This is a genomic window from Bradyrhizobium sp. (assembly GCF_035309285.1).
GTDB lineage: Bacteria > Pseudomonadota > Alphaproteobacteria > Rhizobiales > Xanthobacteraceae > Bradyrhizobium.
In genome coordinates, this window is sequence record NZ_DATGFH010000073.1 from 14,901 (window position 1) to 36,146 (window position 21,246).

Here is a 21,246-nt window from a genome sequence, read left to right on the forward strand (position 1 = left end):
GCACCATGGCATCGCCAAGGATACTCAGTCCGCATGATGGCCACCTCGCAATTCTGGGCGGCACAGGCGCCCGGCTCGTCATTGAAGGGGACGACGCGGGCAAACGCTTTGCGCTGGTCGAGCATCCGATGCAGCCGCGCGCCCTGGCGGCTCCCATGCACCGGCACCATCGCGAGGACGAATACAGCTTCGTGCTAGAGGGGAGTGTCGGGGCGCTGCTCGGAGATGCCGTGGTCGTTGGCAATCCCGGGGACCTGATTTTCAAGCCGCGCGAACAATGGCACACGTTCTGGAATGCCGGCGACGCGCCAGCCCGGGTTTTGGAAATCATATCGCCGGCTGGATTCGAGAACTATTTTCGCGAGCTGGGGGCAGAGCTGATCGGTGGACCCCCTGATCCGCAGCGGCTCGCAGCGCTGTGCGAACGCTATGCGCTCGACATGGACATGAGCAGCGTTCCCAGCCTTATCCAGCGCTTCGGGGTTCGCTTTCCGGGAGGTCCGCCGGAGGCGCCGCATTGATCTCGCATTAATGATCACCGATCATGCCCGCTTGTGCGCTATCGCCGGAAGCGAGGCGGACACGATCGATGCGCGACGATACGGCCCGCTGCCGCACGCTGCTTATTTCTTCTTCCCGTCCTTGTCGAATTGCGAAATGTAGGCCCACAGATCGTTGGCCTCCTTCTCGTTCTTGATGCCGGCGAACGCCATCTTGGTGCCGGGGATCTTGGCCTGGGGCCCCTTGATGTATTCGAGGAACTGCTCCTTGTTCCAGGTGATGCCGGAATTCTTGTTGGCGTCGGAATAGGAATAGTTGGGCGCCGATCCGGAGTGGCGACCGTCGAGCCCGTTCAGCTCCGGTCCGACCTTGTTCTTGGCCCCATCGCCGATCGAGTGGCACGGCAGGCATTTGTGGAAGGAAGTCTCGCCGGCGGCGACGTCCTGCGCCATTGCGGCAGATGCCGTCGCGAATGAGGTGACGAGGACAAGCGCGGTCAAGGTCAATATTTTCATGGGGTGCTCTTCGTTTCGTCCCGGAGGGTCGTGGATTTTATGTGACATGGTCCGCATGGACCGGGCAGGCCGCAAAACCATGACAGGTTTTGCGGTGGCGAACTTGCCCCAAAGCGAAGTCACCGTGCAATCCGACATTCGGGTGGTCTACCCAAGGGGAGGCAGACGTGGTTGATTTGCCGTGACAAATCGATAAATCGGCAGAGGTGGAGGGAACGCCCATGGCCATCATGATGCCGGAAGCAGATCGCGCGGTGCTCAAGCGCCGCGACGAGATCGTGGCAGCGCTGCGCGCGATCGTGCCGGGCGAGGGGGTGATCGACAGCACGGCTGAGATGCGCGCCTATGAGTCCGATGGGCTCACCGCGTATCGCCAGCCGCCGATGGTGGTGGTGCTGCCAGACACCACCGAGCAGGTCGCAAAGGTCCTGAAATATTGCCACGAGCAGGGCATCAAGGTGGTGCCGCGCGGCTCCGGCACCTCGCTCTCGGGCGGCGCGTTCCCGATCGCCGACGGCGTGCTTTTGGGTCTCGGCAAATTCAAGCGCATCCGCGAGATCGATTTCGACAATCGCGTCGTGGTCACCGAGCCCGGCGTCACCAATCTTGCGATCAGCCAGGCGGTGGCGCACGCCGGCTTCTATTACGCGCCCGATCCGTCCTCGCAGATCGCCTGCTCGATCGGCGGCAATGTCGCGGAAAACTCCGGCGGCGTGCATTGCCTGAAATACGGCATGACCACCAATAACGTGCTCGGCTGCGAGATCGTGCTGATGACCGGCGAGATCCTGCGCATCGGCGGCAAGTCGGCGGAAAACGCTGGCTACGACTTGATGGGCATCATCACGGGCTCGGAGGGGCTGCTCGGCGTCGTCACCGAGGTCACGGTGCGCATCCTGCAGAAGCCGGAGACGGCGCGCGCGCTGATGGTCGGCTTTGCGCAAGTCGAAGCCGCCGGCGAATGCGTGGCGCGCATCATCGGCAGCGGCATCATCCCGGGCGGCATGGAGATGATGGACAAGCCAGCGATCCACGCCGCCGAGGCCTTCGTGCACGCCGGCTATCCGCTCGACGTCGAGGCGCTGCTGATCATCGAGCTCGACGGGCCGGGAATCGAGGTCGACGAGCTGATCAAGCGCGTGGAGGCGATCGCCAAGGGCTGCGGCTCAGTGACCTTGCAGATTTCCAATTCCGAAACCGAGCGCAACCTGTTCTGGGCCGGCCGCAAGGCGGCCTTCCCCGCGGTCGGGCGCATCTCGCCGGACTATCTCTGCATGGACGGCACCATTCCGCGCGGCGCGCTGCCGAAGGCGCTCACGCGCATCCGTGAGCTGTCGGAGAAGTATGGCCTCGGCGTCGCCAATGTCTTCCACGCCGGCGACGGCAACCTGCATCCCTTGATCCTCTATGACGCCAACAAGCCCGGCGAGATCGAGAAGGCAGAGGCCTTCGGCGCCGACATCCTGCGCTGCTGCGTTGAGCTCGGCGGCGTGCTCACCGGAGAGCACGGCGTCGGCATCGAGAAGCGCGATCTGATGGGCGAGATGTTTTCCGAAATCGACCTCAACCAGCAGCAGCGGCTGAAATGCGCCTTCGACGCGCAGGGCCTGCTCAACCCCGGAAAGGTATTTCCGACCCTGCATCGCTGCGCCGAGCTCGGCCGCATGCATATCCATGCCGGCCAGCTCGCGTTTCCGGACCTGCCGAGGTTCTAGGTGGAGAGAGTCCATGGCGGTACCCTTCCTCAGTGTTGCGGAACAGGCCTGGAAGATCGAGGAGGACTGTGAGCGAGCCGCGATACGGGACGCTCTCGTGTCAACGCGTTGGTATAAGTATAATTTGGGTCTTGGTCTTGCCTCGGCAATCACCGCCGCCGTGGCGGGTTTTCTGGCAGGAAGCGGCAGCGAAAGGATTGCGCTGCTCAGTTGGGCAGACAGCAAACTCCTTGTCTCATTTTTCGCTTTAGCTTCTGCAGTACTCGCATCAACGCTTACTTTCCTGGCGCCGGCGGAAAAAGCCAATGCATTTCAACAGACCTCTAACAAGTACCACGCGCTTCGGGAGAAGCTTAGGTATTTCATCAACAATCGATGCAACGAAGATGGGGTCAATCTCGCCTCCGAACTGCAAGTCTTCATGTTGGAAAAACAGGAAATAGACGCAGACCATCCGATCCTGCCAGAATGGGCGTACAAGCGGGCTCATCAGAAAGTGAGGGATAAAGTCATCCGAAACAAGGAACTGGCACAGCTACGTGCCGGGGCAGGTGATGTCCACTCGGCGTAGTTTTAAATCCTTGTGACGGATATTTCGATCTCGATAAGAACAAAGGTGGAAAACGGCGCCCTGCGCGCGCCGCGGCTTCGCTTTGTCGACAACGTTCGCTGGCCGATGGTCCTGCTCGGGCTCTTGATGCTCGCCTGCGACACCATAGCCCGTTCGGCAACTGGTACGATGTCGACTGCCAGCCGACGGGGCTTGGACGCCCACCGGTCGAGGCCTAATGTCCGTTGAAAGCCCCGATTGAGGGAACCGGCCAAGGCGGTCCCCGCAGCCCCATACCCTCCATCGTAAAGTCATGCTTTCGTCAAAACTGCATTGAGTGATGTGGTTTGCGATAGAGTGGAGTCCGACCGCCTTCCTTCGGGGACCATTCGGAGGGAAAGGAACCGCCCATGAATTCCACGATCAACCCCGACGCTGTCCTGTCCGCACGCGCGGATGAACGGCTCGCTCACGCCTATGAACAGATCGCGCGCGCGGACGACGAACTCGCGCGGGTGACCGAAAGGCTTTCGAAAATGCAAAATGATGCCGTGCGCCGACCTGCGGCGGTCCTAGGCCCGCGGCCGTCCCGTGGCAGGCCGGCGCTGCGTGGCCTCGTCGGTTTCGTCCTGGCAGGCTGCATCGGTACCGCTGCGTTCGCCTGGCAGTCCTCCTATGGCGAGCCGGCGAGGTCGGCAATCGCCCAATGGGCGCCGAATCTCGTTTCGACTTCGCCGCAGTGGTCGGCAACACCGACGAATTCGGGAACCAGCCCGCCCGCTGTTCAGGCAACGACTCAGCCTGCGGTTCAGTTGGCGGCGGCTGAGGCAACACCCGTGCCGCCAACGCCCTCGGCAGGGGCGGCGCAAGATGCCGCGTCACCGCCCGCCCCCACGTTGCCCGAGCTGACGCAAATGCTGCAGGCCATGTCGCGCGATATTGCAACCGTGCAGCAGGGGATCGAAGAGCTCAAGGCGAACCAGGAGCGCATGGCCGCCGACAATGCAGCGGCCATTGAGCAGTTGAAAGCGAGCCAGGATCAGATCGCAAACCTTGTCGCCAAGCCTCCTGCGCGGGCGAAAACACCGACACCTCCGCCTCGGCCGGTCGCGAGCGCCACACGCAAGCCCCCGCCGGCGCAGCCGTTGCAAGCGAGAGCGCGTCCGCAGCCGATCCAGTTGCAGCCAAAACAGCAGTAGGGAAAAGCGAGTTCGGCCCAGCGCTGAAGGCCTCATGCGGCGCTGGCGGCGATCGCAGGCTTCGCCGCCCCTGCGCTGATCGTGAGGAAGTCGCCGCTGCGCGCGATCGCCTGGAGCAGGGTGAGTTCTGTTGAACCGGCCTGGCGCGAATTCTGGCCACCTCTCCCCGGTGGGCAGAGGTGACCTCCGATGCCGCGCTACAGGAGCGCGTATTGCGCGCGTTCGCGTTTTGCCAGAAGCGGCAGCGCCTGGCCCGCGATATAGGTCTTGAAATGCGCGCTCTCCTGATGCGCCTTGAATGCGGCTTCGTCGCGGAACAGCTCGTAGAACAGGAACTGCGCCGGGTTCTCCTTGGCCCGCGAGATCAGGAACAGCTTGGCGCCGTCCTCGCGCTGCGCCTCCGGCAGGAAGCGGTCGAGGATGGCGGCGACCTTGTCCGCCTCGCCCTCTTTCGCTTCCCATTGCGCGACGATGAGAAGTCCGCCGTTCTCGACCGCCTCGTTGACGGTCTTCCGTTCCACTGCATATCGGCCCATGATGATGTCTCCTTCGCTTGGGTGTGCGCCCCGCGCGCTAGATAAGCCCGCGATCAGCGCCGATCGTTCGATGGCAGACGAAGTATGCGATATACGCTTCGATCCGGATCGAAGCGTGTGAACGGCGGATTTTTCGAAAAACAGCCCTCCACTTTTTTGCATCATGCTCTAGAAGGAGGTGGGAGGACGGCGATGCGGCCCGCATCGCCGAAAGGGTTCAACAGACGCGGACGCTAAGTGGATATCCTGAAGATACGTGACGCCAAGGACGTCGAGGCGGTGGTACGGGCGGCGATTGCGAGCGAGCAGCCGCTCGAGATCATCGGCCATGGCTCCAAGCGTGGAATCGGCCAGCCGATGGCGACCAATGCGGTGCTCGATTTGTCGGCGCTCAATGCCGTGATCGGCTACGAGCCGAACGAGTTGATCATTACGGTTGAGGCCGGTGCGCCGCTGGCCGACGTTGCGTCCCTGATCGATTCCAAGGGCCAGCAATTCGCCTTCGAGCCGATGAATACCGCAGCCCTCCTCGGCACGCGCGCGCTCGGCACCGTCGGCGGCATGATCGCCGCCTCCCTGGCGGGCTCGCGCCGGGTCAAGGCCGGAGGCGTGCGCGATCATCTGCTCGGGGCGCATGCCGTGTCGGGCTTCGGCGACAGCTTCAAGACCGGCGGCAAGGTGGTGAAGAACGTCACCGGCTATGATCTTTGCAAGCTGCTCGCAGGCTCCTGGGGCACGCTCGCGGTCATGACCGAGGTGACGCTCAAGGTGATGCCGAGGCCCGAGAGCGAGCGCACGCTGGTGCTGCGCTCCCTCGACGATCTCGCCGCCAACCGCGCCATGACGGCTGCGCTCGGCTCGCCCTTCGACGTCTCCGCCGCCGCCCATGTGCCGAGTTCCGCGCTCCGGGCCGGGGTGGCGGGGCTCGACAGGCTCGGCTCTCCGCGCGAGGCGGTCACGCTGATCCGGCTTGAGGGGATTTTAGCCTCGGTCACCCATCGCGCCGCGTCGTTGGCCAAGGCGCTGGAGCCGTTCGGGAAGGTGGAGATGCTGGACGATGCCGTCTCCGCCGAGGCCTGGCGTGCGATCCGCGACGTCGAGCCGTTCGGGGCGGAGGGGCCGCTCGGCGCCTGGGTGGTGTGGCGGATCGTCTGCCCGCCCGCCGCGGGCGGCGCGCTGGGACAGCGGCTGGCACGCGAGTCCGGGGGCGACGTGATCTATGACTGGGGCGGCGGATTGATCTGGGCCGCGCTGCCGCCGAACGCGGACGCGCAGGCCGCGCTGGTGCGTCAGCGCGCTGCTGCCGCGGGCGGCCATGCCACGCTTTGCCGTGCGTCGGAGGAGGTGCGGCGGACCGTCGACGTGTTCCAGCCGCAACCGGACGGGCTGACTGCGCTCTCCGAGCGGGTACGCCAGAGTTTTGATCCGAAGAACGTGCTCAACCGCGGCCGCATGATCCGGGGAGCTGCCGCATGAAGACCGAATTTTCGCTGGCTCAGCTTGCCGATCCCGATATCAAGGAAGCCGACAAGATCCTGCGCGCCTGCGTGCATTGCGGCTTCTGTACCGCGACCTGTCCAACCTATGTGCTGCTCGGCGACGAGCTCGATAGCCCGCGCGGACGGATCTACCTGATCAAGGAGATGCTGGAGAAGGACGTGCCGCCGACAGAGGCCGTGGTCAAGCATATCGACCGCTGCCTGTCCTGCCTCGCCTGCATGACCACCTGTCCGTCCGGGGTGAACTACATGCATCTCGTCGACCAGGCCCGGGTTCGCATCGAGCGCGACTACCGCCGTCCCCTGACCGAGCGGCTCTTGCGTTTCCTGCTTGCAAAGGTGCTGCCGAGCCCGAAGCTGTTCCGCTTGAGCCTGTGGCTGGCGCGCCTGGCGCGGCCGTTGACAGGCCTGCTGCCAACCCCCGAAGCCGCTGCTACGCCGGGTCTGCTGCGACGCATCAAGGCGATGCTGGAGATGGCGCCTGGACGGCTGCCGCAACATGAGCCGGCTGGCGGAAGCGTGTTTGCGGCGCTTGGCAAGCGGCGCGCTCGCGTTGCGTTGTTGCAGGGATGCGCGCAGCAGGTGCTGGCGCCCCGAATCAACCAGGCCGCCATCAACGTCCTGACGCGCCATGGCATCGAGGTCGTTCTCGTCAAGGATGAGCAATGCTGCGGTGCATTGACCCATCACATGGGCCTCGACGGCGACGCGCTCTCCCGCGCGCGCGCCAACATCGCGGCATGGATGGCCGAGGCCTCTACGGACGGCCTCGACGCCATCCTGGTGACGACGTCCGGCTGCGGCACGGTCATCAAGGACTACGGCTATCTCTTGCGGGAAGACCGCGATTTTGCCGGCCCCGCCGCAAAGGTGTCGGCGCTCGCGAAAGACATCACCGAGTATCTCGCGACCCTCGAACTCAAGCCTCAAGAGGGTCAGCGAGGCGATCTCGTCGTCGCCTATCACTCGGCCTGCTCGCTGCAGCATGGACAGAAAATCACAAGCCTTCCGAAAGAATTGCTTTCCAAGAACGGATTCGTGGTGAAAGATGTGCCCGAGAGTCATTTGTGTTGCGGTTCGGCTGGGACCTACAACCTTCTCCAGCCTGACATTGCGACGAAGTTGCGCGATCGCAAGGTGGCCAACCTCGCAAGTGTCAAGCCGGACATGATTGCCGCGGGCAACATCGGATGCATGATGCAGATTGCCGGCGGCACATCGGTTCCCGTCGTGCACACGATTGAGCTTCTCGATTGGGCGACGGGCGGTCCGCGGCCAGGATCGAACTGATCGAATGGCTCCGCGCGAGAGGCGTCGGAGGACTTGAAACGCCTGATGACACTGATCGGCGGCAACAGGAGGATCACGATGGCTAAAGCGAAAAAGAGCAAGGGCAAGAAGGCCAAGAAGAAAAAGCTGATGACGGCGAAAAAGTCGGCGAAGAAGGCCTCGAAGAAGTCGGCGAAGAAGGCGAAGAAAGCCGCGCCAAAGAAAGCGGCGAAGAAGGCTGCGAAGAAGTCTGCCAAGAAAGCCGCGAAGAAGGCGGCCCCGAAGAAGAGCGCGCCGAGGAAGGCAGCGGCTCCGAAGCCTGCGCCTGAGCCCGCACCGGCTCCGGAGCCGGCTCCCGAGCCTGCGAGCTGGGCGATGCCGAGCTCGTCCAGTCCGGCAGCGCCGTCCTACGGGCACCACCCCTCTTCCGACGACGAGCACAACGACTGAAGGCTCGGCTCGGTCAGGCGGGACAGGTTACCCCCAAGCGGACATTGAGGCCGCGGCGCTTCCGCTCCGCGGCCTTTTGCTTGGCCGCGTGATGGGACGCGGAGAGTGGAAAACCGATTCGCCATGGCGGCGGTGCGCGTCATCCAATGCCGTCCGTTGAATCGCCGCTGCCGCCGGGCATGGACGAATTTGTTGTTGGAATGCAACACACGCTGACAACCTTTCGTAGAATCGCAAGAACGCCCAAAAAGGCGGCAGATGCCCGCGTTTTTTGCTTCATTATCCCGGAACCGCGTTCCAGATTGCTGAAGGTTAAGAAAAAAGAGCCTGCAGCGAGATCGCTTGCCCCGGGGGGCGTCCCGGAATCGGGCTGGCTCTTGGAAAGCGATGGGGATCCAAATGAAGAAAGTGGTCTTGTTAGCAACGGCGCTGGCAATGATTTCCGGTTCGGCTCTGGCGGCAGATTTGCCGGTGAAAGCAAAAGCACCGCCGCCGGCGCCCTTTGATCCCTGGGACATCGCCTTTGGTGGCGCCGTGATGAACGATTACATCTTTCGCGGTGTGACCCAGTCCAACCATCAGCCGTCGGTCACGGCGTATTTCGAGCCGCGCTACAACGTCAACAAGGACCTGCAACTTTACGTCGGCACCTCGACCGAGAGCATCTCCTTCGCCAATCGCGCGGCGGCTGAAGTCGACGTCTATGGCGGTATCCGTCCGACCTTCGGCCCGGCCGCCTTCGACTTCGGTCTCTGGGGTTATCTGTATCCCGGCGGCCAATGCGCCGACAACGTGCTGACCGGCGGCATTCCCGGCGGCAACGTGTGCCCGGTCAGCACCACCACGATCTTCCTCGCCGACGGCAACGTGATGAAGCGCAACGTCAGCTTCTTCGAGGCCTACGGCAAGCTGAACTACACCTTCAACGACCAGTGGGCGATGGGCCTCAACGAATACTATTCGCCGAACTTCCTGAACTCCGGCGCCTGGGGTGACTACGCCTCGATCACCGGCAAGTGGACGGCGCCGAGCGCGATGATGGGCTCGAGCGGGCTTGGCATGTATGTGTCCGGCGAATTCGGCCGGCAATGGCTCGGCACGTCCGACGCGTTCTATGGCATTCCAGGAACGATCTTCGCCGCCGGCATCCCCTACAAGAGCTACGATACCTGGAATATCGGCATCGGCTTCACCTACAAGGTCTTCACGCTCGACCTGCGCTACTCGGACACCGACCTGAACAAGGGCGACTGCAACGCCTTCACCAGCGCCTTCAATGCGACCGGCACGACCAACGTGACGCCGATCAATCCCGGCGGCGCAGGGTCGAACTGGTGCGGCGCGGCGGGCATCGCCAGGCTGTCGTTCGATCTGACGGCGATGACCAACCTCAAGTAAGCTCCGGCCTCAAGGCTGCAGATAGAGAAGGGCGGCAGAGCGATCTGCCGCCCTTGTCTTTTTGGGCGTGCGAGCGAAGGCGTGATGATCTGGCCGCTTCCCGGTTAGAGCACCACGCTCTCTTCGCTGGGGTTCGGCACGACAAAATGATCGCCGGCGCGCGTGAGCGTCGTCTTGCGCTGGTGGAACGCCTCCAGCGTCGAGCGATGCCCGATCGAGACGATGGTGGCCTCGGGCAGCTTTTGCGCGAGCAGGCGATAGAGCGCGGCCTCTGAAGGCTCGTCGAGGGAAGCGGTGGCCTCGTCCAGGAACAGGAATTGCGGGGCGTGCAGCAGCGCGCGCGCGATGCCGAGGCGCTGCTGCTCTCCGAGCGACAACATCCGGTTCCAGTGCTCCTCCTCGTCGAGGCGCGGGCCAAGCTGCGGCAAGCCGACCTCCTTCAACACCTCCCGCATCCGCTCCGGGCTGACCGACTGCGCCTCGTCCGGATAGGTGACCGCGGCGTGCAGCGTCCCGATCGGCAGATAGGGCCGCTGCGGCAGCATCATCAGCGATGCATTCGGCGGGATCGCGATCGATCCGCTGCCGAACGGCCAGATGCCGGCAATGGCGCGGAACAGCGTCGATTTGCCGGCGCCGGTCGGGCCTGTCACCAACACGCGTTCGCGCGGGCGGATCGTGAAGCCGTTGACTGCAACCTGCGGCGTGCCGTTGGGCAGCCGCACCAGAAGCTTCTCCAGATCGATCTCGCCGTTGTTGCCTTTCGCAACGCGGATCGAATGATCGGACGATTTCAGATGCTGCGCGCTTTGGATCGACATTTCGAAACCGTCAAGACGCGCAACCACGGCGCGCCATTCCGCCATGGTGCGATAGACCGCAACGAAGAAGGACAGGGCTTCATGCACCTTGCCGAACGCTTCGGCGGCCTGGATCATCGTACCGAGCAGGATCTTGCTCGCGAAATAGGCCGGCGCGACCAGGATGAGCGGGAAGATCACGGCTGCCTGGGCATAACTCTGGGTGAATGCGGTGAGCCGCTTGGTCCGGCTCATGATGGCGTACCAATTGCCGATCACGCGGCCAAAGCGCTCGAGCAGCCGCTCGCGCTCGGTGCGCTCGCCGTCGAGAAGCGCGATCTGTTCGCCGTTCTCGCGAACGCGCACCAGGTTGAAGCGGAAGTCGGCCTCCAGCCGCTGCTGCTGGAAATCGAGATGCACCAGCGGTGAGCCGATCCACTGCGTCAGTGCCGTTCCGAAAATTGCGTAGATGAGCGCGGCCCAGACCAGATAGCCGGGGATGTTGAACTCGCCGTTGAACAGCAGCAGGGGGGCGGTTTCCGACAGGCCCCATAGAATGACGACAAAGGAAAGGAACGATACGATGGAGCTCAACAGCCCGACAACGATCGTCAGTGTCCGGTCGACGAACAGCTTGAGGTCGTCGGACACGCGCTGATCCGGATTGTCGGCGGCATCTCCCTGAAGCTGCATGCGGTAATGGTTGGCGTCGCGCAGCCATTCGCCGAGATAGTGAGTGGTCATCCAGTTGCGCCAGCGGATCTGGAGCCACTGGTTGAGGTAGATCTGGTAAACCCCGAGCGCGACGCCAATCGTCGCCAGCACGATGAAGATGATGGTCTCGTGGACGAAGCCGTTCCAATTCTTTTCCTGCAGGTCGTTGTAGAAACGGTTGCGCCACTGGTTGATCATCACGTCATTGCCGACCAGCGCAAGCTCGATGGCGATCACCGCGGCGAGCAGGCCGCCCCCGGCCCATTTGTCCTCGGAGCGGAAGTAGGGCGTCGCGATGCGCCAGACGATCGCGAACGTTGCGCGAATGTTGTTCACAGCTCAGCATCTCCTCGAGCGAGGCCAAGGGCCTGAATTAATAAGGGAATCGAGCGACATTAGACTAAGGTTGTAAGCATCATGGTGCCGGTCGCCTTGTCGCAGCATTCGAATAGACCCTAGCATGGGCCTAACTGCGAAGAGGTGCAGGCGACCGCCTATTTCGCGAGGTTTTGAGCGGATTTGGCGAACATTGCCAAATTGTTAGGCTCATTTCGCAAACGACAAGGCACCCCTGTCACCGCGCTTGGCATGCCTGATTCCATTCGACCACGGGGGATCAGGGATAACGAGTAGAGGAAACGAAAGCGGCCGCGCGTGGGCGCGCGCGAGCCTTCAGACGGGGGACGCTGCCATGTTCAAACAAATTCTCGATCCGACCGGCAATCTGTTCATCACCTGCCTCATCGCGCTGATACCGGTCGTGACTCTGCTTTTCATGCTCGCGGCGCTGCGCTGGTCGGCGTGGGTTGCGACGCTGGTCGGCTCACTGATCACACTCGCGCTGGGGCTCTGGGTTTGGCATATGCCGTTTGACGATGGCCTCCGCGCCTATCTCTACGGCTCCGCGACCGGCGTGTGGAACGTCGACTGGATCACGTTCTGGGGCGTGATGCTGTTCAATACGCTGGTCGTCACCGGCACGTTCGACAAGCTGCGGCGCTGGCTGATCGCGCAGGGCACGCAGGATGTGCGCGTCCAGACCATCCTGTTTGCGTGGGCGTTCGGCGCGCTGCTGGAGGGCCTCGTCGGCTTCGGTTATCCATGGGCCTTCGTTGCGCCGATCCTGATCGCGCTTGGCATCCCCGATCTCGACGCCATCCGCGTTGCAGCCATTGCCAACAACGCACCGGTGTCCTATGGCGCGCTCGGCGCACCGATCATCGCGCTCGCGGCCGTCACCGGTTATCCATTGCTGGCGCTGTCGGGCTCGATCAGCAAGATCGTCGCGATCCTGGCGCTGGCGCCGCCGTGGATCCTGCTCTATCTCGTCTCGGGCAAGAAAGGCATGTTGGAGGCGTGGCCGCTCGCCGTGGTCGGCTCGCTCGCCTATATCGCCGGCCAGTTGCCGGTCGGCACCTATCTTGGTCCCTATCTGCCTGACGTCGCAGGCGCGATCGTCTGCTTCATCTGCCTCCTGATCCTGCTCAAGGTCTGGCAGCCCGCACAGGTGCGAGGTTACGGCGGCGCACCTTTGACGAACGCTGCTGCAGCGGAGGCTCACGGGCTTTCCGGAAACGACATCGTTCAGGCATGGCTGCCGATCGCGATCCTGGTCATCGTCGTGGTGGCCTGGACCGGGCCGTGGTCCAAGCTGCCCGGCATCGTCCTCCTGCACATGCAGGTCTCAGCAGCATCCTCGATCACCGAGGGCGCGACGATCGCGGCGATCTTCAACTGGACGCCGTTCGTCGGCGGCTCGGCCATCCTTGCATCGTGGATCATCGTCGCGCTGCTCTTGCGCGTGAACGGCCAGCAGCTTGCGGACATCTGGAGCAGGACCTGGACGCAGATGTGGGGCGCCCTGCTCGTCGGCGTATTCATCTTCGGCCTCGCCTATGTCTACAACTATTCCGGGATGGCCGCTTCGCTCGCCAAAGCCTTCTCGTCGATCGGTACGGCCTTCATCGTCGTTGCTCCGATCCTCGGGTTCATCGGGGTCGCGCTATCGGGCAGCAACACCTCCACCAACGCGATGTTCGGCAAGTTCCAGGCGCTGGTCGGACAGCTCCTCGGGTTCCCGCCCCTGTTGCTGCCGACCATCAACTCGGTCGGCGCGGAGATCGGAAAGCCGATCGCGCCGCAAACGGCGAGCGTCGGCGTTTCGACCACGCGCTTCGTGCGCAACGAAGGCGAGGTCATCCGGCACAATTTCCTGTGGTGCCTGGTGATACTCTGCTATCTGATCGTGATCAGCGTCGCCTGCTATCTGTTCTTCCCCGGCATCGCCAAGATCTGATGCGCCGGTAGCAAACAATCCCCGCGATCGACGGATCGCGGGGATTTTTCGTCTGGATTTTTTGTCTGGCTTTTTGCCTTGTTTTTTGTCTTGGCGAACCTGTTCAACGGCGCATTCGTCGAATAGAACAGCGCCGGAATAGCAGCTCCCATCATTTCGAGAGGTCTTGATGCGTTCAGTTCATTTTGCGCTGATCCTTTTGGCGTCCGTTGTTGCCGCAGGTGCAGCGAGGGCGGACAGCAGCTTTCCCTTCGGCATGGAAATGACGCTGGATGCCCTGCCGCAGCCGGGATCGAAGCGGGTGCCGGACCTCGATATCGGCGACAATGGCGAGGTGGTGCTCGAACTGTGGTGCAAGGGCGGCAAGGGCCAGTTCTCGGTCGCCGGCAACACCGTGATCTTTGTCGCGGGTCAGATGGAAGATCGTTCGTGTCCAGCCGCCAAGGCCCAGGCCGACGATGATCTGCTTGCGGCACTGACGGAAGCGACCACCTGGAAACGGCAGGGCGATGATGTCAGCTTCATCGGTATCAGGACGCTCAAGTTCCGGCTCAACACGAACTGATAGCGACGAACTCGATCACCTCGCCCCGCTTGCGGGGAGAGGTTCGATGGGCCGCTACTTCCACACTGATTTGTCGGCGTCCCAGCGCTGGCCGTTGAGCGCCTTGATCAGCGCCTCGACCGAGCCAGTGCCGTCGCTGTCGTCGCCTTCCTCGTCGCCACCGGTATCGTCGGCAATCGCAAGCTTGGGGCCATTTCCTTCGTCGCTCGTGGTGGTGACGGGTGTGGATATCCACAGCATGAGCTGATCCGATCCGCCGGGCTTGTCCGGCGAGACCATGCCGTCGACCTCGATCGTGTCCGTGAGCTCGAGCGCGGGATAGACCGGGCTCGGCCGCTTGAAGATCAGCTTCAGCCTGCCGGTGGTCGTGCTCCAGCTCGAGCTGACGGGCTTGGCGCCGAGCGTTTTCGCCAGCACGTCGGAAATCGTGGCCATGAGCTTGTCGCGATCGATCTTGTCGCCGGCTCGCCACGATGCGGCAGGAAAGCGGATCGCGCGGTCCATCTCGACGAGGCCCGTGGTCCAGCCGGCGGCGAGCACGCCCGGGGCGGACTTCGCCTTGGCGATCAGGTCGGCAGCGCGGTCCGGATCGACTGACAGATTGAGGCTCTGCTGGCCCGAGCGCAGCGCATCGCAGGTGACCTCGAGGCTGTTGAGCGAGACCTCGACGTCCTGGCCCTTCAGGCTCTTGAGGAAATCCGCCGCTGCGTCGAGCTTGATGCGCACGCCGATGGATTCCGGCGAGACTTGTGTGAAATCCTTGGGATTCGCAATGATCCCGTCATCGACGGTCTGGCTGTCCTGGAATTCCTTGTCGCTGATGTCGGAGTTCTCCGACGACAGCACCTCGGTGGTGGTCTCGCCGATCGTGATCTGACCGCGGAAGTCGACCGTGTCGCCGTTCGGCTTGCGCGTCAGCTTGACGGTGACCGGCTCCTTGCCGATCAGGCTCTGCGTCGAACCGGTCATGGTCTGGCCGTTGACCGCGAGGTTGACGACGAAGCGGTCCTTGCGGTTGGAGTTGTTGTCGGCGGGGTAGCAGAGATCGAGCGTTGCGGCGCTCACCGTCTTGCCGCGTCGCGTCTCCTTCAGGATCACGTCGGCATTACCCTCCATCAGCCCGTCGATCGCGGTGAAGTATCGTACCTCGACGGCGTTCGGATCGGGCTTGGTCATCAGCTTGAATTCGGCGGAAGCCAAATCCGGCGCGGCGGCAAGAAGGCCCGCCGCCAGCAACAAAAGCGCGCGCATGCAAGTTCCTCGAGGGCTGGAATCGACCTCGCCTCTAGTAGCAAAGTCACATGTCATCCGCCAAAAAGAAGGCCGCCCGGAGGCGGCCTTCTTCGCTGAAGTTACGGGAACAGCAGGTTCTAGAAACCCATGCCGCCCATTCCACCCATGCCGCCGCCGCCGGGCATCGGCGGCGCCGGCTCCTTCGGCAGCTCGGCGACCATGGCTTCGGTGGTGACCAGGAGGCCGGCCACCGAAGAGGCGTCCTGCAGCGCCGCGCGCACCACTTTGGCGGGGTCGATGATGCCCTTGGCGACCATGTCGACGTAGTCCTCGGTCTGCGCATCGAAGCCGAAGGTCTCGGACTTGTCCTCCAAGATGCGTCCGACCACGAGCGAACCCTCGACGCCGGCATTTTCCGCGATCTGTCGCACCGGGGCTTCGAGCGCCTTCAAGACGATGTTGATGCCGGCCTGAACGTCCGAGTTCTCGTTATGGATGCGGCCGACCGCCTTCTTGGCGCGGAGCAGCGCCACGCCGCCGCCCGGCACGATGCCTTCCTGCACGGCGGCGCGGGTGGCGTTCAGCGCGTCCTCGACGCGGTCCTTCTTCTCCTTGACCTCGATCTCGGTTGCGCCGCCGACGCGGATCACCGCAACGCCGCCCGCGAGCTTGGCGAGCCGCTCCTGCAGCTTCTCGCGGTCGTAGTCGGAGGTGGTCTCCTCGATCTGCGACTTGATCTGGGTGACGCGGGCCTCGATGTCCTTTTTCTTGCCGGCGCCGCCCACGACGGTGGTGTTCTCCTTGTCGATCACGACCTTGCGGGCGCGGCCGAGCATGTTGATGGTGACGCTTTCGAGCTTCATTCCGAGTTCGTCGGAGATGAGCTGACCACCGGTCAGGATCGCGATGTCTTCCAGCATCGCCTTGCGGCGGTCGCCGAAGCCCGGCGCCTTGACCGCCGCGACCTTCAAGCCGCCGCGCAGGCGGTTCACGACGAGTGTCGCCAGCGCCTCGCCCTCGACGTCCTCGGCGATGATGAGAAGCGGACGGCCGGACTGCACCACGGCTTCCAGCACCGGCAGCATGGCCTGCAGGCCGGAAAGCTTTTTCTCGTGCAGCAGCACGTAGACGTCTTCGAGCTCGGCGGTCATCTTCTCGGCGTTGGTGATGAAATACGGCGAGAGATAGCCGCGGTCGAACTTCATGCCTTCGACGATATCGACCTCGGTCTCGAGCGACTTGTTCTCCTCGACGGTGATCACGCCCTCATTGCCGACCTTCTGCATCGCCTGCGCAATCATCTTGCCGATCGCAGCATCGCCGTTGGCAGAGATGGTGCCGACCTGGGCGACCTCGGAGGAGGATGCGACAGGCTTGGCACGCTTTTCCAGGTCTTTGACGACTGCGTGGACCGCAATGTCGATACCGCGCTTCAAATCCATCGGGTTCATGCCGGCGGCGACCGACTTGCCGCCCTCGCGCACGATCGCCTGCGCCAGCACGGTCGCGGTGGTGGTGCCGTCACCGGCGGTGTCGTTGGTCTTGGAGGCGACCTCGCGCAGCATCTGCGCACCCATGTTCTCGAACTTGTCGTCGAGCTCGATCTCCTTGGCGACGGTGACGCCGTCCTTGGTGATGCGGGGCGCGCCAAAGCTCTTCTCGATGACGACGTTGCGGCCCTTCGGGCCGAGCGTCACCTTCACCGCATTGGCGAGAACATCGACGCCGCGCAGCATCCGCTCGCGCGCGTCTCCGGCAAATTTCACGTCCTTGGCAGCCATCGTGCTCTATCTCCTGTAATATCTGGAATGCTATCGCCGCTTCCTACGCTCGTCATTGCCGGGCTTGACCCGGCAATCCATCGTGTTGGCAAGACTCTTCGAAGGGTGATGGATGCCCGGGTCAAGCCCGGGCATGACGACGGAGTGCGGGGTGGTCCTGGGTTTTCAAGCTCAGACCAGCACGCCCATGATGTCGGACTCCTTCATGATCAGGAGTTCCTCGCCGTCGAGCTTGACCTCGGTGCCCGACCATTTGCCGAACAGCACCCTGTCGCCGACCTTGAGGTCGATCGGGATCAGCTTGCCGCTTTCGTCGCGCCCGCCGGGGCCGACCGCCGTCACCTCACCCTGGGACGGCTTTTCCTTTGCCGTGTCCGGAATGATGATGCCGCCCTTGGTCTTCTCTTCGGCGTCGATACGCTTGACCACGACGCGGTCATGAAGCGGACGAAATTTGGATTTGGCCATGACGTTCCCTCTTGAAAACTCGCTTTCACAGATCACTCGGCAGGCGAGGGCGGACCGACACCGGACGCGGCCTCGTTCGACGCCGTCATGGCGGCAAAACGGCCCGCGCCTTTGGCAATCCCGTCCTCGGAGTGCTAATTGTGGGCCCGGAAATATGGCCTGGCGAAGTTCCTGTCAAGCAAAGGTGGTTAAGGCCTTATTGAGACTGCTATAGGATGCTCAGTGGCAAAACCGGTGCGGGCCACAGGCTTAGTTGTTGCTCCGACTGTTGTTTTACGCTTGGCTGCCGGTGGGTGCGGCCGCACGACCTTGTTCGGGGGAATGCCATGTTCAGTTTCGGCTACGCGCGAGCGATTGCCAATCTGTCGATCGCCTCGGCGGTGGCGATTTTGCTGGGGGCGTGCGGCAGCATGAGCCTTCCGACCTTCTCGTCGTCGCAGCCCACGGCCGAACCGACGCCGGGGGTCGAGCCTGACGTGCCCGCCACCATCCGCAGCGAGGAACTGGTGGGCAAATGGGGGCTTGCCTCGTACCAGAACCCGGCCGACCGCGCCCGCACGGAGAAACAGGCCGCGGCCCAATGCAAGCAGCCTTACGTGATCGGCGCCGGCCAGACCGGCGGCGTGGTCATGCACCTCGCCGACCAGGCCACACCGCAGGAACTGAGGATCAAGGGCAGCCGCAGCGGCAAGAACTACATCGGCCCGGCCGGGCCGCCCGGCGGCCAGGATGATCGCGAGATCATCTCTTTCGACGGACGCGTGCTGATCACCCGCTTCACCGATCCGGATGCCGCCACCCGCTATGGCAACATGGTCTATGTCCGCTGCGGGCCCACAGGCACGACTGCCCGGAGATAGCCGTCATTGCGAGGAGCCAAAGAAAAAACGCCGGCTAGTGGCCGGCGTTTTCGTTTGATCCTCCCGAAAATGTCTCAGTCGAACAGCGCGTCGATGTCGTCCTGCGAGGCGTGGCCGACGTCACCCTCGAGCTTCGGCCCGTTGAGCAGCCTGGCATCGCCCTCGCGGGTGTCGATGATCGGCGGCGCGTGCGCGCGGATGGCGTCGACGCCACCCCAGATTTCCATCATCGCATTGATGTGCTGCTCGATGAATCGCATCGTCGCCATCACCTTGGTGATGCGCTGGCCGGTCAGGTCCTGGAAGTTGCAGGCCTCGAAGATCGAGATCACGCGCTCCTGGATTTCCTCGCTCAGAATTTTCTGCTGCTCGGGCGAGTTGACCTTGGCGAGCGCGCTCGCGGCCTGGTCGATCGCCTCGGCCGCTTCGAGGATCTGCTGGGTTGCGTGTTCGGTGCCGCCGACGACGGCGCCAAGCTCGCCATTGACCTTGGCCATCTCGTTGCCGTCAAAGCTCTTGCCGTGCAGGACGGCGATCTCGCGCTTGGTGCGGTTGATCGCGTCGTGGATCAGGTCGAGCTCGACCTTGAGCTTCTCGCATTGCTCGATCTGGGCGCGATAGGTTTCGAGCAGCGCATCCGCGGCTTCGCGCCCGACCGAAATTTCCTCCACCGTCGCGGCGCCCTTGCCGGCCATCGCCATCTGAGACCGGATCGCGCGCAACTCGGCCATGATCTCGCGATGCATGGGGCCGGCGTCAGCGTCTTCCGGCATCTGGATGTCGCCGCTGATGGTTTCTTCAATACGAAAACGCTTGCGATGAACGGGCATGAGACGATTCCTGCACTCCAACTCCTTCACCTTTTATACGTATGCGATTTAACACGGGGTTCACGCGAGGAACTGCCAACGATGCATGACGGCAGCGAGCCGCATACTCGCGGTTAACCATAGGCTTCGCGCATTTATCGAAAATAAACGCTATCGGAGAAATCCGCGCGCGCCGCCGGACGTGGTGAATCAAAACGGCGGCTTCGTTTACCAAACCGATCAGGTTTTCGTCGTTTATTCACCACGTGCGAAGCGCGCTCCCTGGCGCTTCGCACCAGACGAAACCAGTACAGAGTACGTCGATGTCCAAACACCTCACCCTTGCGCTGCTTGCCGGCGCCTCTTTCCTCAGCATCGGTAGCGATCGGGCCGCGGCATTCGACGGAGCGGCCCAGGAACCCACCGTGATCTACGCCAACGATCCGCAGGTGACCTCGGTGCGCTCGGCCTATGCCGATCGCTCCAATATGGGCGGCGGCTTCATCCAGTTCCTGTTCGGCGAAGGCCCGCGCAGCGAACGCTACGAGCAGCAGGAGCCGGCCTATCAGCAGCAACCGATCTATCAGCAGCAGCCGTCCTACTACGTGCCACAGGGCCCGATGCCGCTCGGACAGCCGCAGCCGATGATGCAGCAGGAGCAGGCGGCCGATCCGACGCAGCGTCCGTTCGATCCGAAATACGAGAAGCGGGAGGTCGAGTATCACGGCAAGGAAGCGGCCGGCACCATCGTGATCGATACGCCGAACAAGTTCCTGTATCTCGTCGAGAGCGGCGGCCGCGCGCTGCGCTACGGCATCGGCGTTGGCCGTCCCGGCTTCACCTGGTCGGGGGTCAAGACGATCTCGGCCAAGAAGGAATGGCCTGACTGGACTCCCCCCGCCGACATGCTGGCGCGCCGCCCCGACCTGCCGCGGCACATGGCGGGTGGTCTGGACAATCCGCTCGGCGCGCGCGCGATGTATCTCGGCTCCTCGCTCTACCGCATCCACGGCTCGAATGAGCCCTGGACCATCGGCACCAACGTCTCCTCCGGCTGCATCCGCATGCGCAACCAGGACGTGATCGATCTCTATGGCCGCGTCAACGTCGGCACCAAGGTCGTCGTGCTCTGATCATCGCCATTCGCGATTAAAAGAGCGGCCGCTCGAGGAGCGGCCGTTTCTGTTTTCTGGATGACGCTTAGTTCACGCGTAGTTGCTGTCGTCGCCGCCGTCGTCGTTGCCGAAATCGTCGGAATCAAGATCCATGGCGTCCTGATCGTCGTCCTGGTCTTGATCGGCGTCCTGCTGGCGATCGATCGCGGCCTGATCGAACAGCCCGCTACCCGAAGCATTGTCGGAGCGGCCGATATCATCAACGCCGGCGTCGTGCGCAAGCGTGCCGCCCGATTGATCGCTCCGCGGGTTGCCGCCGCCCTCATTGATGATGGTGGTATCGCCAAAGGCCTGGTGCGGGCCGCCCATCATCGAGCGGATGCCGTTGAGGAGCAGCGAGCCTCCAACCATGCCGGCTGCCGCCGCCGCCGCGGTGCCAAGGAACGAGCCGCCGCCGCCGAAGGCCGAGCCAAAGCCGCCTTGTCCATATCCAGCCGGGCCATATCCTCCTTGGCCATATCCCTGGCCCTGGCCGTACGGTCCCTGATCATAACGGCCGCCGCCCTGGGATTGCTGCAGCACCTGGCCCGAGTTCCAAACCGGGCGGTTTGGAGGTGGCGGCGGAACATTCGGCACCGAGCTACGCTGGTCCTTGCCGAAGATCGTCTCGCGCATGGAATCGAGGAAGCCGCCGGATTGAGCTTGTTGAGGTGCGTGCGCCTGTTCCAATTCCTGGATGCGTGCGTTCGCGCGTTTCAACGCCTCATCCTGCACCAGCACCGTCTGCACCATGGCATAGATCGCATTGGGCGCCTTGCGCAAACCATCCTGGATGGCGGAAATCGCATCCGGATCGCGTGATGCGCTCTCCACCTTGGCGAGCCGGTCGAAAAGCTCGTCAACCAATTGGCGTTCTTGCGGTGTCATGGCGTCTCTCCTCGCGTCGCCTGGATTCGCGAGGAAAATGTAGTCG

21 protein-coding genes are annotated in these 21,246 nt (G+C 63.2%); 13 read left to right on the plus strand and 8 right to left on the minus strand.

Annotated features, from left to right (window positions below; all coding sequences use genetic code 11):
• The first annotated feature begins 5 nt into the window (after nt 1–5).
• Nucleotides 6–521: a cupin domain-containing protein gene (locus tag VKR55_RS14005; protein ID WP_324404326.1), complete on the plus strand. Its 516-nt coding sequence runs from the start codon at nt 6–8 to the stop codon at nt 519–521.
• A gap of 102 nt (nt 522–623) precedes the next feature.
• Here the strand turns inward: VKR55_RS14005 and VKR55_RS14010 are convergent, their stop codons facing one another.
• Nucleotides 624–1,016 carry a c-type cytochrome gene (locus tag VKR55_RS14010; RefSeq protein WP_324404328.1) on the minus strand — a complete coding sequence of 131 codons (393 nt, stop codon included), beginning with the start codon at nt 1,014–1,016 and terminating at the stop codon, nt 624–626.
• A 221-nt stretch (nt 1,017–1,237) separates the two neighbouring features.
• On the opposite strand from VKR55_RS14010, the gene VKR55_RS14015 reads away from it, so the two are divergent.
• From VKR55_RS14015 to VKR55_RS14025, 3 genes are all read left to right on the plus strand, one after another.
• Nucleotides 1,238–2,731 (plus strand): FAD-linked oxidase C-terminal domain-containing protein, encoded by a 1,494-nt coding sequence (locus VKR55_RS14015; RefSeq protein WP_324404330.1) that lies wholly within the window; start codon nt 1,238–1,240, stop codon nt 2,729–2,731.
• A gap of 13 nt (nt 2,732–2,744) precedes the next feature.
• Nucleotides 2,745–3,302, plus strand: coding sequence for an SLATT domain-containing protein (locus VKR55_RS14020; RefSeq protein WP_324404332.1), 558 nt, complete (start codon nt 2,745–2,747; stop codon nt 3,300–3,302).
• Between the two features lie 389 nt (nt 3,303–3,691).
• The gene (locus VKR55_RS14025; protein WP_324404334.1) at nt 3,692–4,480 is read left to right on the plus strand and encodes a hypothetical protein; all 789 of its coding nucleotides are present in this window, start codon (nt 3,692–3,694) and stop codon (nt 4,478–4,480) included.
• A gap of 197 nt (nt 4,481–4,677) precedes the next feature.
• Here the strand turns inward: VKR55_RS14025 and VKR55_RS14030 are convergent, their stop codons facing one another.
• The gene (locus VKR55_RS14030; protein ID WP_324404336.1) at nt 4,678–5,016 is read right to left on the minus strand and encodes a putative quinol monooxygenase; all 339 of its coding nucleotides are present in this window, start codon (nt 5,014–5,016) and stop codon (nt 4,678–4,680) included.
• Nucleotides 5,017–5,253: 237 nt separating this feature from the next.
• Here VKR55_RS14030 and VKR55_RS14035 point away from each other — a divergent pair, with 237 nt between their 5' ends.
• From VKR55_RS14035 to VKR55_RS14055, 5 genes are all read left to right on the plus strand, one after another.
• Nucleotides 5,254–6,492, plus strand: coding sequence for an FAD-binding protein (locus tag VKR55_RS14035; RefSeq protein ID WP_324404338.1), 1,239 nt, complete (start codon nt 5,254–5,256; stop codon nt 6,490–6,492).
• Nucleotides 6,489–7,805, plus strand: coding sequence for a glycolate oxidase subunit GlcF (gene glcF / locus VKR55_RS14040; protein WP_324404340.1), 1,317 nt, complete (start codon nt 6,489–6,491; stop codon nt 7,803–7,805). The genes VKR55_RS14035 and glcF overlap by 4 nt, the downstream gene beginning before the upstream one ends.
• 78 nt (nt 7,806–7,883) lie before the next feature.
• On the plus strand, nt 7,884–8,234 hold the full coding sequence (locus VKR55_RS14045; protein WP_324404342.1) for a hypothetical protein: 351 nt from the start codon (nt 7,884–7,886) through the stop codon (nt 8,232–8,234).
• A 146-nt stretch (nt 8,235–8,380) separates the two neighbouring features.
• On the plus strand, nt 8,381–8,740 hold the full coding sequence (locus tag VKR55_RS14050) for a hypothetical protein (protein WP_324404498.1): 360 nt from the start codon (nt 8,381–8,383) through the stop codon (nt 8,738–8,740).
• Complete coding sequence (locus tag VKR55_RS14055) at nt 8,634–9,632, plus strand: TorF family putative porin (RefSeq protein WP_324404344.1); 999 nt, start codon at nt 8,634–8,636, stop codon at nt 9,630–9,632. Before VKR55_RS14050 ends, VKR55_RS14055 begins: the two co-directional genes overlap by 107 nt.
• Before the next feature lie 104 nt (nt 9,633–9,736).
• Here VKR55_RS14055 and VKR55_RS14060 read toward each other — a convergent pair whose 3' ends face one another.
• A complete protein-coding gene (locus VKR55_RS14060; protein ID WP_324404346.1) occupies nt 9,737–11,482 on the minus strand; it encodes an ABC transporter ATP-binding protein/permease in 1,746 nt (581 codons plus the stop codon).
• Nucleotides 11,483–11,837: 355 nt separating this feature from the next.
• On the opposite strand from VKR55_RS14060, the gene VKR55_RS14065 reads away from it, so the two are divergent.
• Nucleotides 11,838–13,442 (plus strand): L-lactate permease, encoded by a 1,605-nt coding sequence (locus tag VKR55_RS14065; RefSeq protein WP_324404348.1) that lies wholly within the window; start codon nt 11,838–11,840, stop codon nt 13,440–13,442.
• Nucleotides 13,443–13,611: 169 nt separating this feature from the next.
• Nucleotides 13,612–14,007 (plus strand): META domain-containing protein, encoded by a 396-nt coding sequence (locus VKR55_RS14070; protein WP_324404350.1) that lies wholly within the window; start codon nt 13,612–13,614, stop codon nt 14,005–14,007.
• 54 nt (nt 14,008–14,061) lie between these two features.
• On the opposite strand, the gene VKR55_RS14075 is transcribed toward VKR55_RS14070, so the two are convergent.
• The 3 genes from VKR55_RS14075 to VKR55_RS14085 form a co-directional block, all read right to left on the minus strand.
• Nucleotides 14,062–15,258: a hypothetical protein gene (locus VKR55_RS14075; protein ID WP_324404352.1), complete on the minus strand. Its 1,197-nt coding sequence runs from the start codon at nt 15,256–15,258 to the stop codon at nt 14,062–14,064.
• Nucleotides 15,259–15,377: 119 nt separating this feature from the next.
• The gene (gene groL, locus VKR55_RS14080; protein ID WP_324404354.1) at nt 15,378–17,021 is read right to left on the minus strand and encodes a chaperonin GroEL; all 1,644 of its coding nucleotides are present in this window, start codon (nt 17,019–17,021) and stop codon (nt 15,378–15,380) included.
• 171 nt (nt 17,022–17,192) lie between these two features.
• Nucleotides 17,193–17,489 (minus strand): co-chaperone GroES, encoded by a 297-nt coding sequence (locus tag VKR55_RS14085; RefSeq protein ID WP_324404355.1) that lies wholly within the window; start codon nt 17,487–17,489, stop codon nt 17,193–17,195.
• Nucleotides 17,490–17,815: 326 nt separating this feature from the next.
• Here VKR55_RS14085 and VKR55_RS14090 point away from each other — a divergent pair, with 326 nt between their 5' ends.
• Nucleotides 17,816–18,349, plus strand: coding sequence for a hypothetical protein (locus tag VKR55_RS14090; RefSeq protein WP_324404356.1), 534 nt, complete (start codon nt 17,816–17,818; stop codon nt 18,347–18,349).
• A 74-nt stretch (nt 18,350–18,423) separates the two neighbouring features.
• Here VKR55_RS14090 and VKR55_RS14095 read toward each other — a convergent pair whose 3' ends face one another.
• The gene (locus VKR55_RS14095; protein WP_324404358.1) at nt 18,424–19,179 is read right to left on the minus strand and encodes a protein phosphatase CheZ; all 756 of its coding nucleotides are present in this window, start codon (nt 19,177–19,179) and stop codon (nt 18,424–18,426) included.
• A gap of 302 nt (nt 19,180–19,481) precedes the next feature.
• Between VKR55_RS14095 and VKR55_RS14100 the strand changes: the two genes are divergently transcribed.
• Nucleotides 19,482–20,291, plus strand: a complete 810-nt coding sequence (locus tag VKR55_RS14100) for a L,D-transpeptidase (protein WP_324404361.1) — start codon at nt 19,482–19,484, stop codon at nt 20,289–20,291.
• Nucleotides 20,292–20,363: 72 nt separating this feature from the next.
• Here the strand turns inward: VKR55_RS14100 and VKR55_RS14105 are convergent, their stop codons facing one another.
• Nucleotides 20,364–21,200, minus strand: a complete 837-nt coding sequence (locus VKR55_RS14105; protein WP_324404363.1) for a DUF2076 domain-containing protein — start codon at nt 21,198–21,200, stop codon at nt 20,364–20,366.
• Nucleotides 21,201–21,246: the final 46 nt, after the last annotated feature.

Excerpts from the sequence above, each read along its gene's own strand:
- VKR55_RS14090 (WP_324404356.1), top strand. The coding sequence starts at position 17,816 with ATGTTCAGTTTCGGCTACGCGCGAGCGATTGCCAATCTGTCGATCGCC.
- VKR55_RS14015 (WP_324404330.1), top strand. The coding sequence starts at position 1,238 with ATGGCCATCATGATGCCGGAAGCAGATCGCGCGGTGCTCAAGCGCCGC.
- VKR55_RS14025 (WP_324404334.1), top strand. The coding sequence starts at position 3,692 with ATGAATTCCACGATCAACCCCGACGCTGTCCTGTCCGCACGCGCGGAT.
- VKR55_RS14070 (WP_324404350.1), top strand. The coding sequence starts at position 13,612 with ATGCGTTCAGTTCATTTTGCGCTGATCCTTTTGGCGTCCGTTGTTGCC.
- VKR55_RS14065 (WP_324404348.1), top strand. The coding sequence starts at position 11,838 with ATGTTCAAACAAATTCTCGATCCGACCGGCAATCTGTTCATCACCTGC.
- VKR55_RS14020 (WP_324404332.1), top strand. The coding sequence starts at position 2,745 with ATGGCGGTACCCTTCCTCAGTGTTGCGGAACAGGCCTGGAAGATCGAG.
- VKR55_RS14055 (WP_324404344.1), top strand. The coding sequence starts at position 8,634 with ATGAAGAAAGTGGTCTTGTTAGCAACGGCGCTGGCAATGATTTCCGGT.
- VKR55_RS14105 (WP_324404363.1), bottom strand. The coding sequence starts at position 21,200 with ATGACACCGCAAGAACGCCAATTGGTTGACGAGCTTTTCGACCGGCTC.
- VKR55_RS14050 (WP_324404498.1), top strand. The coding sequence starts at position 8,381 with ATGCCGTCCGTTGAATCGCCGCTGCCGCCGGGCATGGACGAATTTGTT.
- VKR55_RS14100 (WP_324404361.1), top strand. The coding sequence starts at position 19,482 with ATGTCCAAACACCTCACCCTTGCGCTGCTTGCCGGCGCCTCTTTCCTC.
- VKR55_RS14075 (WP_324404352.1), bottom strand. The coding sequence starts at position 15,258 with ATGCGCGCGCTTTTGTTGCTGGCGGCGGGCCTTCTTGCCGCCGCGCCG.
- VKR55_RS14085 (WP_324404355.1), bottom strand. The coding sequence starts at position 17,489 with ATGGCCAAATCCAAATTTCGTCCGCTTCATGACCGCGTCGTGGTCAAG.
- VKR55_RS14095 (WP_324404358.1), bottom strand. The coding sequence starts at position 19,179 with ATGCCCGTTCATCGCAAGCGTTTTCGTATTGAAGAAACCATCAGCGGC.
- VKR55_RS14010 (WP_324404328.1), bottom strand. The coding sequence starts at position 1,016 with ATGAAAATATTGACCTTGACCGCGCTTGTCCTCGTCACCTCATTCGCG.
- VKR55_RS14045 (WP_324404342.1), top strand. The coding sequence starts at position 7,884 with ATGGCTAAAGCGAAAAAGAGCAAGGGCAAGAAGGCCAAGAAGAAAAAG.
- VKR55_RS14030 (WP_324404336.1), bottom strand. The coding sequence starts at position 5,016 with ATGGGCCGATATGCAGTGGAACGGAAGACCGTCAACGAGGCGGTCGAG.
- groL (WP_324404354.1), bottom strand. The coding sequence starts at position 17,021 with ATGGCTGCCAAGGACGTGAAATTTGCCGGAGACGCGCGCGAGCGGATG.
- VKR55_RS14005 (WP_324404326.1), top strand. The coding sequence starts at position 6 with ATGGCATCGCCAAGGATACTCAGTCCGCATGATGGCCACCTCGCAATT.
- glcF (WP_324404340.1), top strand. The coding sequence starts at position 6,489 with ATGAAGACCGAATTTTCGCTGGCTCAGCTTGCCGATCCCGATATCAAG.